This is a genomic window from Streptomyces bicolor, from assembly GCF_000719285.1.
Lineage (GTDB): Bacteria > Actinomycetota > Actinomycetes > Streptomycetales > Streptomycetaceae > Streptomyces > Streptomyces bicolor.
The window spans coordinates 20503-32433 of sequence record NZ_JOFS01000022.1 but is presented as its reverse complement, the minus strand read 5'-3'; the positions used below and the strand labels follow the sequence as shown (position 1 = coordinate 32433).

The following is an 11931-nucleotide window of genomic DNA, read 5'->3' as shown; positions in this document are numbered from 1 at the left end:
TCATGTTCATGCTGGCCATGCGGTCGATACGGCACCGCCCCGGGCGGTTCCTCGCCACTTTGCTGTGCGCGTTCCTGGGCGCGGCGATCATCATGACGTTCAACTCGATGCACGACACGGCCGCACAGAACGGCGTCGACTCGACCAGCGCGGAGACGCTGTCGACGGCCGCGGGTGTCGTCGGCGGCTACGGCACCCTGCTGGTGTTCTTCGCGGTCGCCTCGGCCCTGACCGTCAACGTCCGCCAGCGCGCCGCCGAGTTGGCGCTGCTGCGCTGCTCCGGGGCGACTCCGGCGCAGCTCAAGCGGATGGTCGTGGGCGAGGCGGTGGTGGTCGGCCTGGTGGGCGCGGCGCTCGCGATCGGTCCGGCGATGCTGGGCGGTCGGATGCTCCTGGAGGTGTTCCAGGACAGCGGCCAGGTCACCGAGTCCGTGGAGCACTCCTTCGGTCCGATCGCGCTCATGACGGGCATCGACATCACGCTGCTCGCGTCGGCGGGCGCCGCCTTCCTCGCCGTACGGCGCGCGACGCGCGGGCACCGGAAGCGGGGCGGGGCACGGAAGTTCCTCGCCTACGCCGCGCTGCTCACCGGTGCGGTGTCGGTCTCCTCCACCTTCGTGTTCTCGGCGACGGACGCGGCCCTGATGGCGCCGCCGGCCTATGGGGCGATCCTGCTGTCGGTGGGGTTCGCGCTGATGGCGCCGCGGCTGCTGGAGGGCGTGCTGGACCGGCTGCCGCTGAGCGGGGCGAGCGGCTGGCTGGCCGTACGGAATCTGCGGGAGCGGGCGGGTCATCTGGCCGGGATCCTGATGTCGCTGATCCTGTTCACAGCCGTGGCCACGGCCACGCTGACCATGCAGGCGGTGGAGAGCGACGCCGTCGAGGCCTCGGGCCTGACGAAGTCGATCGACGCCAAGAACCTCGAGACGCTCAACTTCACGGTCGTCGGCATCATCGTGGTGTTCGTCTGTGTGATGCTGGTCAACTCGCTGTGCGCGGCGACGAGTTACCGGGGCCGGGAGTTCGGGCAGCAGCGCCTGGCCGGGGCGACCCCGGGTCAGGTGCTCGGGACGGTCGGCGCCGAGACCGTGATCCTGACCGTCACCGGAGTCCTGTTCGGGTCGGTGGCCGCGCTGGCCGGGATCGTCCCGTTCACGGTGGTCCGCGGGGACGCCGTGCTGCCGGGTGACGTCTACGGCATCGGGGTCGCCGTCGTCGCGGTCGCGGCGACGGCGACGCTGGGGACGAGCCTGGTCACGGCCCGGCGGATGCTGCGTACGCCCGCCGTCGGGGCGGTCGCGGTGGCGTCATGAGAACGACGTCGCGCGAGGACGGCTGCTTCGGCGGCCGTCCCGGCCGTCCAACACGAGGAAACCGATCGGTCTACCACCTTTCGGTGCACGGAACTCCCGTGACATCATCGCTGAACAAGCGCTTGGACAGTGTTCGGACCGTCCCGGACCGTCGCCGCCGACCTGGAGGCCCCGTTGTTCACATCCGTCGACGATGTCTCCGCACGTCTGGCCGAGACCGGCTATCTCGCCTCGCCCGCCGTCGCCACGACCGTCTTCCTCGCCGACCGCCTCGGCAAGCCCCTCCTGGTGGAGGGCCCGGCCGGCGTCGGCAAGACGGAGCTCGCCAAGGCCGTCGCCGAGGTCGCCGGGGCGCGGCTCGTGCGTCTGCAGTGCTACGAGGGGGTCGACGAGTCCCGCGCGCTGTACGAGTGGAACCACGCCAAGCAGCTCCTGCGCATCAGCGCGGGCCGCGACGAGACCTGGGACGAGACACGCACGGACATCTTCAGCGAGGAGTTCCTGCTCACGCGCCCGCTCCTGACGGCCATCCGGGGCGACGACCCAAAGGTGCTGCTGATCGACGAGACCGACAAGGCGGACGTCGAGGTGGAGGGCCTGCTCCTCGAGGTGCTCAGCGACTTCCAGGTCACGGTCCCCGAGCTGGGCACCATCACCGCGACGCGCCGCCCGTTCGTCGTGCTCACCTCCAACGCGAGCCGCGAACTGTCCGAGGCGCTGCGCCGCCGCTGTCTGTTTCTGCACATCGGCTTCCCGGACGAGGAGCTGGAGCGCCGGATCGTACGACTGAAGGTGCCGGGCCTCGACGAGGCGCTGGCCCGCTCGGTCGTCCGGGTCGTGGGCGCGCTGCGGGCGATGGACCTGCGCAAGGTGCCGTCGGTCGCCGAGACGATCGACTGGGCGCGCACGCTGCTCGCGCTCGGCGCCGACACGCTGGACGAGACGGTCGTACGGGACACGCTCGGCGCTCTCCTCAAGCACCAGGACGACGTCCTGAAGGCGAGTGCCAAGCTCGACCTGGACGCCCTGTGACCACGTCCACGGGCGTCGCCGAGCGGCTGACCTCACTCGTCGGGGCGCTGCGCGCGCACGGCATCCGGGTCGGCACGAGCGAGACGGTGGACGCGGCGCGGGCGATCGAGGTGCTCGGCCTCGCCGACCGGGAGCTGCTGCGCGAGGGGCTGGCGGCGACGCTGTTGCACGGCACCGGCGGGCGGCCGGTGTTCGACCCGGTCTTCGATCTGTACTTCCCTCGCGGTGTCGGCGCGCCGGAGGGGGAGGCGGCCGGGCGTGAGGCCCTGCGCGACCGGCTGGCGGCCGCGCTGGCCGCCAACGACGAGGCGTGGATGCGCCGGTTGGCGGTCGAGGCCGTCGACGGCTTCGGCGGCTACGGTTCCTCGCCGGAGTCGGACGGCTGGTCGTCGTACCAGGCACTCGAACGGCTGCGCCCGCAGACCCTGCTCGCCCGTGTCCGCGACGACGTCCGCGCGCGGGGCGGCAGTTCGGGGTTCACCGACCGGCTGCTGGAGGACGAGATCCGCCGGCGCATCGCGGCGTTCCGGGCGCTCGTGGCCGCGGAGGCGCGGCGCCGGGTCGCCGAGCGGCGCGGCCGGGACGAGATCGCCCGGCGGGCGGTGACGCCGACCGCCGACCGGGTCGACTTCCTGTTCGCCGGGAAGGCCCAACTGGCCGAGCTGCGCAGGGCTGTCCAGCCGCTCGCCCGTAAGCTCGCGACCCGGCTCGCGGCACGCCGCCGTCGCGCCTCCCGGGGGGCGATCGATCTGCGGCGGACCTTGCGGGGTTCGCTGTCGACGGGCGGGGTGCCGATGAAGCCGGTGCTGCGCAGACGGCGTCCCGTGCGCCCCGAACTGGTGCTGCTGTGCGATGTGTCGGGCTCGGTGTCCGGCTTCTCGGACTTCACGATGCTGCTGGTGCAGGCGCTGCACGACCAGTTCAGCAAGGTGCGCGTGTTCGCCTTCGTCAACCGCATCGACGAGGTGACCGGGCTGCTCGAGCACGGCACCGCCGATCCGGAGGGACTCGGCGCCCGCATCGAGGCCGAGGCCACGCTCACCGGGTATCACGGCAGCAGCGACTACGGCATGGCGCTGGGCGAGTTCGCGGAACGGTACGGCGACGCGGTCGGCCCGCGCACGACCGTGTTCGTCCTCGGGGACGCCCGCACCAACATGAGCGACCCGAACCTGGCGGCGGTACGGCAGATCGCCGAACGGGCGCGCCGCGTCTACTGGTTGAATCCCGAGCAGCGCTCCCGCTGGGGCACGGGCGACTCCGCCGCGCCCGCCTACGCCGAGCTGGTCGAGATGCACGAGTGCCGTACCGCCCGGCAGCTCAGCGCGTTGGTGGCGCGGTTGCTGCCGGTGTGATCGAGCAGGCGTGAGCGCGGGCGTGATCAGGCGGCGGCGAGCTGCGGTTTCCTCAGGGCAAGGAGAGGGTGGACCCCGGCGAAAATCAGGGTTCGTCCCCGATGGTCCGGCCGATGGGGTTTTCCTACGCTCGACGAGAGCGGAGGGGGGATCTCATGAAGGCAGTGGTTCAGGACCGGTACGGCTCGGCGGACACGCTGGAGTTCATGGACATCGACCGGCCGGTGCCGGCCGCCGGCGAGGTGCTGGTACGGGTGCACGCGGCCTCGGTCAACGCGTACGACTGGCACTTCATGCGCGGTGACCCGTTGCTGGGCCGCGGCATGATGGGGCTGCGCCGGCCCAGGGCGCGCGTGCGGGGCCGCGACTTCGCCGGCCGGGTGGAGGCGGTGGGCGCGGGGGTCTCGGGGATCGAGCCCGGTGACGAGGTGTACGGGGAGGCCGACGGCGCGTTCGCGGAGTACGTGTGCGCGCTGGACGGCGAGGTCGGCCCGAAGCCGGCCAACCTCACGTTCGAGCAGGCGGCGGCGATACCTCTGGCGGCGAACACCGCCCTGATCGGTCTGCGCGACGTCGCGCGGGTGCGGCCGGGTCAGACGGTCCTGGTGAACGGGGCGTCGGGCGGAGTCGGCACGTTCGCCGTGCAGCTCGGCAAGGCGTTCGGCGCCGAGGTGACGGCGGTGTGCAGCACCCGGAACGTGGAGCTGGTCCGGTCACTCGGTGCGGACCGGGTGATCGACTACACGCAGGAGGACTTCACCCGGGGCGGCAAGCGCTACGACGTGGTCCTGGACCTGGTGGGCAATCGCTCGCTCGGCGAGTTCCGGCGGGTCCTGACACCCACCGGGACGCTCGTGCTCTCCGGTGGCGGGGTGTACGAGGGCGGCAGCTTCGTCGGGCCGATGGGTCTGTTCCTCAAGCGGCGGCTGGTGGCGCCCTTCTCGCGCCACCAGCGGTTGCTCGAAATATCGGCGCTGCAGAGCAAGGCGAACCTCGCGGCGCTTCGGGAGCTGGCCGAGTCCGGGAAGATCGCTCCGGTCGTGGAGCGGACGTATCCACTGAGCGAGGCGGCCGAAGCCATCCGGTACCTGGAGGTGGAGCACGCGCGCGCGAAGGTCGTCGTCACCGTGTGACGTGCCGGCGCCGACCGGTCGGCACTACTTCTGCTTCGCGTACTCCCTCGCCGTCTGCCCCTGGAAGTCGTAGACCACGACCTGTTCGTCGCCCACGACCCAGGCGTCGTGTCCGGGCGAGCAGACGAAGACGTCGCCGGGCCCGACTTCCTGTTCGCCGCCGTCGTCCATGCGGATGTGCATGCGGCCCTGGGCCATGTAGCAGTTGTGATGCATCTGACAGCTCTCGGTGCCCGCGATCGGGCCCACGGACTCCGACCAGCGCCAGCCGGGCTCGAAGGTCGCCACGGCGAAGTCGAGATCCGTCATGTGGACGGCCTCCAGGTGACCGCGGGGGAAATCACGGCGCTCGTCCGGCTTTTCGAGGGGCTTCACTTCCAGCATGACGCACTCCCTTCCGGCCGCGTTTCACCGCGACCGGGGCCGGTCCCCCGGTGGCCCTGAGCACCGCCGTGGGCGGCCGACCCCCTACCACTCCATCGTCCGCCCGGCCATCCGGTGCCGCCATTCGGAGGACGCAGGCTCAGGCCCGCTTCCCGCAGAGCTCGGCGAAGCGCTCGGCGTCGACGTTGCCGCCGGAGATGATCACACCGACCCTGCGCGGAGGGGCGCCCGCCCGGCCGGTGAGCAGCGCGGCGAGCGGGGTGGCACCGCTCGGCTCGACCACGATCTTCAGGCGTTCGAAGGCGAACCGCATGGCGTCCCGGATCTCGTCGTCGCTGACCAGCGCGATCGCGTCGACGAGCCGCCGGTTGACGGAGAAGGTGAGTTCGCCGGGTGTGTGCAGAGCCTGGCCGTCGGCGATGGTGCGCGGCACCGGGATGCTGATGCGCCGCCCCGCCTCCAGGGAGCGCTTGGTGTCGTCGCCGGCCTCCGGTTCGACGCCGATCATCCGGATGTCCGGGTACAGCCCCTTGGCCACCGTGGCGCTGCCGGCCATGAGTCCGCCACCGCCGACAGGAGTCACCAGTGCGTCCAACTCCCCTACCTCTTCGAGGAGTTCGAGGGCGGCCGTGCCCTGCCCGGCGATGACGTGCGGATGCTCGTAGGGCGGGATGAGGGCGAGGCCGCGCTCGGCTGCGAGGGCCTCCCCGATCGCGACGCGGTCGCCGGTGTAGCGGTCGTACGTGACGATCTCGGCGCCGTACCCGACGGTCGCCGCCCGCTTCGACGGCGGGGCGTCCTCGGGCATGACGATCACGGCGCCGGCCCCGAGCTCCCGGGCGGCGAGGGCGACGGCCTGGGCGTGGTTGCCGGACGAGTAGGCGACGACGCCCCGGGCGAGTTGCTCGGGACTGAGCCGCGACGCCGCGTTGTAAGCGCCGCGGAACTTGAAGGCACCGACGCGCTGGAAGTTCTCGCACTTGAGGAAGACCTCGGCACCGACGAGTTCGTCGAGGGTCCGCGAGCGCAGCACCGGGGTGCGGTGCGCGACGCCCTTGAGCCGCGTGGCGGCGTCGCGGACGTCGTCGAGGGTGATCGGCGGGGTGGTGATCGTCACGCGTGTCCTCCAGGGGATGTCTTGTCGGTCGCGGGCTCAGCCCGTCGCTCGATCCGGCGCCGGGTCCGTCGCTCGATCCGGGACCCGATCCGCCGCCGCCCGTGCCTCGGCACGCGCCTGTGACAGATAGCTGTAGGCGGATGCGCGGGAGATGCCGAGCCGTGCCGCGACCTGCTCGATCGCGCGCCGGACGGCGAAGACGCCCCGCTCGTCCAGGCCACGGAACAGCTCCAGGCGCTGGGCGCGGTCGAGAGCGGCCCAGCTGCCGTTCTGCCGGAGCCGGTGAGCGTCGAGGATGGCGTCGACGACGGAGTCGATGTCGTTGCCGAAGGCGGTGACCGGCACGTCGGCCGTGGCGCCGCCGAGACCTGCGAGGGCGCCGAGCAAGGCGTGCGCGTCGCTCACGGCGGTGACGTCCAGGTTCACGCAGAGGGCGCCGAACACGGTTCCCGTGGAATCCCGCAGCACCATGGTGGACGCCTTGACAAGCTTGCCGTTCCGGGTCCGGGTGACGTAGTTCAACTCGTCGCCCGCCTCGTCGCCGCGCGCGAGCAGGCGCATGCCGATCTCGCTCATCGCCCCGCCCACGGCCCGCCCGGTCACCGAACCGGCCACGGCGACCACGGACTCCTCCGGCCGCCGGTAGTCATGCAGGACCACCTCGCACATCGGCCCGAACGTCGCCACGAGCCCGTCCACGACGGGAGTCAGTGCAGCGACGATCGCGTCCCGCTCGGATTCCAGCGCCGGGTCAGCCGTCATCGCACACTCCGATCCGTTCATCGAGTCAGCCCTAGACTACTCGTCCAAAGGCTGTACTCATAGTCCAAGATGCGCACGCCTTCCCGCATCCCGAGGACCGGCACAGACCTTGACGAGCCGCGTGATGTTACCGGTAACATCGAGCCCCATGGCAGCGACGGCGGCGCCCCCGCACCCACGCGTCTTCAGCCCCACCGCCGTGGTCGCCTCCTGCGTCGGTTTCATGCTCATCGGCGCCCTCCAGGCCCTCTATGGCCCGGCGATCCCCGCCTTCCGCGAGGAGTTCGGTCTGTCCCCGTCGGCCGCCGGCCTCGGGCTGAGCGCGCACTTCGTCGGCGGCATGGCCGGCGTGCTGCTCTTCGACCGGCTCTACGGCCGGATCGGCAACCGGCTGATCCTCGGCGCCTCGTATCTGCTGATGGCCGCAGGCGCGGCCGGCTTCGCGCTGGCGCCCGACTGGCCGCTCGCACTGGCCATGGCGCTGCTGGCCGGGCTCGGGTTCGGCGGGATCGACTACGGCCTCAACCAGTTGTTCGCCGTCGGCTTCGGCCACCGCTCGACCGCCATGCTGAACATCCTCAACGCCCACTTCGGCATCGGAGCGATTCTCGGCCCGGTCCTGATCGGCGCGGTGGGCTCAGCGCACTACCCCGCCGTGTTCCTCGGCTTCGCGCTGCTCAACCTGCCACTGCTGCTGTGCCTGCGCGGCGTACGCGACCGGGCCCCGCAGCCGTCCGAGGCGCACGCCGAGTCGTCCGGCGGACAGCTCCTCGGCCGCAGTCTCGGCTCCGTACTCGCCGTGTTCGTCGCGCTGTACGTGCTGCACGTCGGCATCGAGGCCGGAGTCGGCGGCTGGGAGCCGACCCATCTGGAGACCGTCGGCCACGGCGCCGGATTCGCCGCCACCGCGACGTCCGTGTACTGGCTGATGATGACCATGGGCCGCTTCCTGGTCGCCCCGATCGCACTGCGCTTCTCGGCGCAGGCCATCATCACGGTCTCGTGCGCGGGGATGACGGTCTGTCTGCTGCTCGCGGCGATTCCGGGACTGGCCCCGTACGCCTACGCCGGTGTCGGTCTGTTCATCGCGCCGATCTTCCCGACCTGCCTGCCCTGGCTCCATCGGGCCGCCCCGCGGGCCCGTCGGGCCGGCGCACTCGTCATCGCCGCCTCCATGGTCGGCGGCGTGGTGGCGGGCCCTGCGCTCGGCAAGGCCATCGAGTGGTCCGGCGTCCGCAGCGTCCCGCTCCTCCTGGGCGCCGTGTCCGCCCTGTGCCTGGCGGCGACCGTATGGCTGATCCGTGCCACGCGCCCCCGATGACCTGCCTCCCCACCCGTCCGGACCGAAGGGAAGTCTCCAAGCGCTCCCCGGCTGACACGACCTGTACGACGCACCGCGAACAGGCCTTCTGGACGGCTCCCTTGCGGGATCCCGCTCCATGCGCCTGCCTATGCTGAGGACCTGCCGAGGCGGGATGCCACCGCCGTGCCGACGTCGAGAAAACAGCCATCATGACCCGAAGCCCCGCCGCCGGCTCCGCTCCGAGAGGACGCAGCAGACGGGCCTTCGCGGGCGCGCGGCCCGTGATGGACGACGTGGCACGGCTGGCCGGGGTCTCCAAGCAGACCGTCTCCCGGGTCCTCAACGACCATCCGTCGGTGCGGGCGGAGACCCGCGAGGCGGTCCTGACGGCCATGCGGACGCTGGGCTACCGGCCGAGCCGCAGCGCCAGGTCGCTGGCCAGCGGGCGGACCCGGATGGTCGGTGTGATCTCGTTCGACGCGGCCCGTTACGGGCCGGCGAGCATCCTCACCGCGATCAACACCGCGGCCCAGGAGGCCGGTTACCTGCTGAGCTCGATCGCGCTGGACACGGCCGAACCCGACACGGTGGTCGAGGCGGTGAACCGGCTGTCGGCCGAGGGCGCGGACGGCGTGATCGCGATCGCCCCGCAGCTGTGGGTGGGCAAGACCCTCGCGGACACCCCCTTCGACACCCCGCTCGTCGTGCTGGAGAACGGCCTCGACGCCGGCACCCAGCAGGTCACCGGCGACTCCCGGACCGGCGCGCGCAAGGCCGTCGAGCATCTGCTGGGCCTGGGCCACCGCACCGTGTGGCACATCGCGGGCCCGAGCGGCTGGACCTCGGCCGATCACCGGTTGGGCGGCTGGCAGGCCTGTCTGGAGGCGGCCGGCGTCGAGGTCCCGGCCCCGCTGTTCGGCGACTGGAGCGCCGACTGCGGCTATGAGCTGGGACGGCGGTTGGCCCGGCGCCCGGACGTCACGGCCGTGTTCGCCTCCAACGACCAGATGGCCCTCGGCCTGCTGCACGCCCTGCACGAAGCCGGCCGCTCCGTCCCGGGCGACGTCAGTGTCGTGGGATACGACGACATCCCCGAGGCCGCGCACTTCCTGCCCCCGCTGACCACGGTCCGCACGGACTTCGCCGAGATCGGCACGCGTTCGCTGCGCCTGCTGCTGAACCGGCTCGACGGCAGCGAGGAGCCGGCCCGGGTCGACTCACTGGTCCCGGTCGAGCTGGTCGTCCGCCGCAGCAGTGGCCCGGCGCCCGCACCCTGACACCCCTCCCCGCCTCACATCGGCTGGCAGGTCATGCGGGCAACGCCCGCCCGTCGATGGAACCGCACATCGCCGCTTCGATGGCCCCTGGCCATCGCGGCGCTCCGCCGCCCGGGCCAGCGGCCAAGGGGGTTTGGGGAGACCTTGCGTCAGCAGCCCGGCTGACCTCAAGGGGCCGAAAACCAGGGGCGGTTGGCCGCCGGGTGTGTGACCGGCGGCCAACGGCCCCCATCCCCCTTGCCGACGTCCGGTCAGCCGGTCCCGTCGGTCGCCGCCCGCTGCCAGGCCGCGTCCCGCAGCAGCCGCAGCCCGTTCAAGCCGACGAGGACCGTGGAGCCCTCGTGTCCGGCGACGCCGAGCGGCAGTGGCAGGGTGCCGACCAGGTCCCAGGTGACGAGGCCGGCGATGAACACCCCGGCGATGACGAGGTTCTGCACGACCAGCTGCCGGGCGCGGCGGGAGAGGGCGACGGTGGTCGGGACGGCGGCGAGTTCGTCGCGGACGATCACCGCGTCGGCGGTCTCCAGGGCCAGGTCGGAGCCCGCCCGGCCCATGGCGACGCCGATATGGGCGGCGGCCAGCGCGGGCGCGTCGTTGACCCCGTCGCCGACGACCATCACCTTGCGGCCCGCACCCTCCAGCTCCTTCACCGCGCCCATCTTGTCCTGCGGCAGCAGCCCGGCGCGGACGTCCTCGATGCCGGCCTCCGCCGCCAAATGGGCGGCGGCGCGAGGGTTGTCGCCGGTGAGCAGGATCGGGGCGGTGCCGGTGAGCCTGGTGAGGGAGGCGACCGTGCCGGCGGCGTCGGGGCGCAGCCGGTCCGCGATGCCGAGCACTCCGGCGGGAGTGCCGTCGACGACCACGAGGACGGCGGTACGGCCGGACGCCTCCAGTTCCTCGGCCACTTCGACGACCGCGCCGTTGGAGTCGGCGAGCAGCCGGGCCGGCGCGCCGACCTCGACGGTACGGCCCTTGACGACGGCCTTCACGCCGACCCCGGGCGCCGATGTGAAGTCGTGCGCGGTGGGCAGGTCGAGGCGCCGCTCGCGTCCGGCGTCCACCACCGCCCGGGCCAGCGGGTGTTCGCTGGGGTGCTCGGCGGCCGCGGCGAGCGTCAGGAGCTCGTCCTCGTCCAGCCCGGACGCCGGCCGCGGCCGTACGTCGACGACACGTGGCGTGCCCTCGGTGAGGGTGCCGGTCTTGTCGAGGGCGACGGCGTCGACTTGGCCGAGGCGTTCCATCACCACCGCCGACTTCACCAGCACACCGTGCCGGCCGGCGTTGGCGATGGCCGACAGCAGGGGCGGCATGGTGGCCAGGACCACCGCGCAGGGCGAGGCCACGATCATGAAGGTCATGGCGCGGAGCAGGGCCTCGGAGAACGCCTCGCCGAACGCGAGCGGAACCCCGAACACGGCGAGTGTCGCGGCCACCATGCCCAGCGAGTAGCGCTGTTCGACCTTCTCGATGAACAGTTGCGTGGGCGCCTTGGTCTCGGACGCCTCCTCCACCATCCGCACGATCCGGGCGATCACCGAGTCGGAGGCGTCACGTTCGACGCGGACGCGCAGGGCGCCGGTGCCGTTCAGGGTGCCGGCGAAGACCTCGTCGCCGGGCTCCTTCGGCGCGGGGAGCGGTTCGCCGGTGATGCTCGCCTGGTCGACCTCACTGGTTCCGTCCAGCACCCGGCCGTCGGCTCCGACGCGCTCGCCGGGCCGGACGAGAACGGTGTCGCCGACCGTCAACTCCTCGACGGCGACGGCCTGTTCGGTGCCGTCGGCGGCCAGCCGGGTGGCGGTGGCGGGGGCCAGGTCGAGCAGGCCGCGCACCGAGTCGGCGGTGCGGGCGGTGGCGAGGGCTTCGAGGGCGCCCGAGGTCGCGAAGATGACGATCAGCAGGGCGCCGTCCATCACCTGCCCGATCGAGGCAGCGCCGAGCGCGGCGACGACCATCAGCAGATCGACGTCGAGCGTCCGGTCCTTGAGCGCCTTGAGCCCCTCCCAGCCCGGTTCCCAGCCACCGGTGGCATACGCCAGCGCGTACAGCGGGCCCCAGGCCCAGGCGGGTGCCCCGGCGAGCTGTAGGGGCAGCGCGAGCAGGAACAGCGCGGTGGCCGCGACGGCCCAGCGGACCTCCGGCAGCGCGAGGAGCCGGGTACGCCGCCGGGGCACGGACCCGGCGCGCGCGGACGCGGCCCGGCCCGCCGACAGCGGGGTGAGCGTGGAAGTCATGCCTGGCACAATACAGGAACAGAT

General features: G+C 72.3%; 10 protein-coding genes. 6 read left to right on the top strand and 4 right to left on the bottom strand.

Annotated features, from left to right (window positions below; all coding sequences use genetic code 11):
• Positions 1-2 precede the first annotated feature (2 nt).
• The 4 genes from IF78_RS0127420 to IF78_RS0127405 all read left to right on the top strand — a co-directional run bounded on the left by IF78_RS0127420 (position 3) and on the right by IF78_RS0127405 (position 4833).
• Positions 3-1313 carry an ABC transporter permease gene (locus IF78_RS0127420; protein WP_031485485.1) on the top strand — a complete coding sequence of 437 codons (1311 nt, stop codon included), beginning with the start codon at positions 3-5 and terminating at the stop codon, positions 1311-1313.
• Between the two features lie 174 nt (positions 1314-1487).
• On the top strand, positions 1488-2345 hold the full coding sequence (locus IF78_RS0127415; protein WP_031485483.1) for an AAA family ATPase: 858 nt from the start codon (positions 1488-1490) through the stop codon (positions 2343-2345).
• Entirely contained in the window at positions 2342-3700 is a 1359-nt protein-coding gene (locus IF78_RS0127410) for a vWA domain-containing protein (protein WP_031485481.1), read from the top strand. The genes IF78_RS0127415 and IF78_RS0127410 overlap by 4 nt, the downstream gene beginning before the upstream one ends.
• Positions 3701-3855: 155 nt before the next feature.
• Entirely contained in the window at positions 3856-4833 is a 978-nt protein-coding gene (locus tag IF78_RS0127405) for an NAD(P)-dependent alcohol dehydrogenase (RefSeq protein WP_031485480.1), read from the top strand.
• 24 nt (positions 4834-4857) lie between these two features.
• Here IF78_RS0127405 and IF78_RS0127400 read toward each other — a convergent pair whose 3' ends face one another.
• From IF78_RS0127400 to IF78_RS0127390, 3 genes are all read right to left on the bottom strand, one after another.
• Entirely contained in the window at positions 4858-5217 is a 360-nt protein-coding gene (locus IF78_RS0127400) for a cupin domain-containing protein (protein WP_031485479.1), read from the bottom strand.
• 139 nt (positions 5218-5356) lie between these two features.
• Entirely contained in the window at positions 5357-6334 is a 978-nt protein-coding gene (locus IF78_RS0127395; RefSeq protein WP_031485478.1) for a threo-3-hydroxy-L-aspartate ammonia-lyase, read from the bottom strand.
• Between the two features lie 36 nt (positions 6335-6370).
• Entirely contained in the window at positions 6371-7096 is a 726-nt protein-coding gene (locus IF78_RS0127390) for a helix-turn-helix transcriptional regulator (protein ID WP_031485477.1), read from the bottom strand.
• Positions 7097-7244: 148 nt separating this feature from the next.
• Here IF78_RS0127390 and IF78_RS0127385 point away from each other — a divergent pair, with 148 nt between their 5' ends.
• Both IF78_RS0127385 and IF78_RS0127380 read left to right on the top strand, forming a co-directional pair.
• The gene (locus tag IF78_RS0127385; RefSeq protein WP_031485476.1) at positions 7245-8417 is read left to right on the top strand and encodes an MFS transporter; all 1173 of its coding nucleotides are present in this window, start codon (positions 7245-7247) and stop codon (positions 8415-8417) included.
• A 191-nt stretch (positions 8418-8608) separates the two neighbouring features.
• Positions 8609-9676 (top strand): LacI family DNA-binding transcriptional regulator, encoded by a 1068-nt coding sequence (locus tag IF78_RS0127380; RefSeq protein WP_031485474.1) that lies wholly within the window; start codon positions 8609-8611, stop codon positions 9674-9676.
• Between the two features lie 251 nt (positions 9677-9927).
• Here the strand turns inward: IF78_RS0127380 and IF78_RS0127375 are convergent, their stop codons facing one another.
• Positions 9928-11907: a heavy metal translocating P-type ATPase gene (locus tag IF78_RS0127375; protein ID WP_107050021.1), complete on the bottom strand. Its 1980-nt coding sequence runs from the start codon at positions 11905-11907 to the stop codon at positions 9928-9930.
• Positions 11908-11931: the final 24 nt, after the last annotated feature.